Raw genomic sequence first — 798 nt, forward strand, 5'->3', positions numbered from 1 at the left:
TAGGAAGTGTTAACAGTGGCTAGTATGTTTGGGAATGGAGTACATGTTGACCGACGCGCAGTGGGCGCGCATCGCGCCGTTACTGCCGGGCCGGGAAGGCACGAGCGGCGGGCGGGGCCAAGACAACCGGCGCTTTGTGGAGGCCGTGCTCTGGCTGCTACGCAACGGCTGCCGGTGGCGGGCTTTGCCGCCGGCGTGGGGCAACTGGCACACCACGTACACGCGCTTCCAACGCTGGACAGCCTCGGGTGTGTGGGCCCGGGTGCTGGCCGCCGTGCAACAAGACGACGCGCTGCACACGTTGCTCGTGGACTCGACCACCGTGCGGGCACACCAGCATGCCAGCGGGGCACGCAAAAAAACGGGCCGCAAGCCCTCGGGCGCAGCCGTGGCGGGCTGACGACCAAGCTGCACACGGTGGCCGATGCGCGGGGCCGCTTCATGCGGGGCGGCCTGACGGCGGGCCAGCGCCACGACGCGCCGCGGGCCTTGCCGCTGCTCGACGGACTGGCCCCGGCCTATTTGATTGCCGACCGGGGCTACGATTCCGACCCACTGGTGGCTGCGCTGGCCGCCCGCGGCACGTGTGCCGTCATCCCACCCCGGCGCAAGCGCCGACACCCGCGGGCCTACGACGCGGCCCGCTACGCCCAGCGCCACCCCATTGAGCGGCTGTTTAGCCGCCTCAAGCAGTTTCGCCGCGTGGCCACGCGCTATGACAAGTTGGATGCCCATTTTCTGGCCTTTGTTCATCTTGCCGCAACCGTACTCTGGCTGCGTGACTGTTAACACTTCCTA

Annotated in this window: 1 protein-coding gene; it reads left to right on the forward strand. The window is 68.2% G+C overall.

Going from position 1 to position 798, the window contains the following annotated elements:
* The first annotated feature begins 34 nt into the window (after window positions 1–34).
* Window positions 35–789 (forward strand): IS5 family transposase gene (locus tag ROI90_RS21095; protein ID WP_316000263.1). Its coding sequence is split into 2 segments (ribosomal slippage): window positions 35–365 and window positions 365–789, totalling 756 coding nucleotides; the frame shifts between segments, so codons are not numbered across the junction.
* Window positions 790–798: the final 9 nt, after the last annotated feature.

Origin of the sequence: Hymenobacter endophyticus, from assembly GCF_032464715.1 — a bacterium.
In the GTDB taxonomy this organism is placed as follows: domain Bacteria; phylum Bacteroidota; class Bacteroidia; order Cytophagales; family Hymenobacteraceae; genus Hymenobacter; species Hymenobacter endophyticus.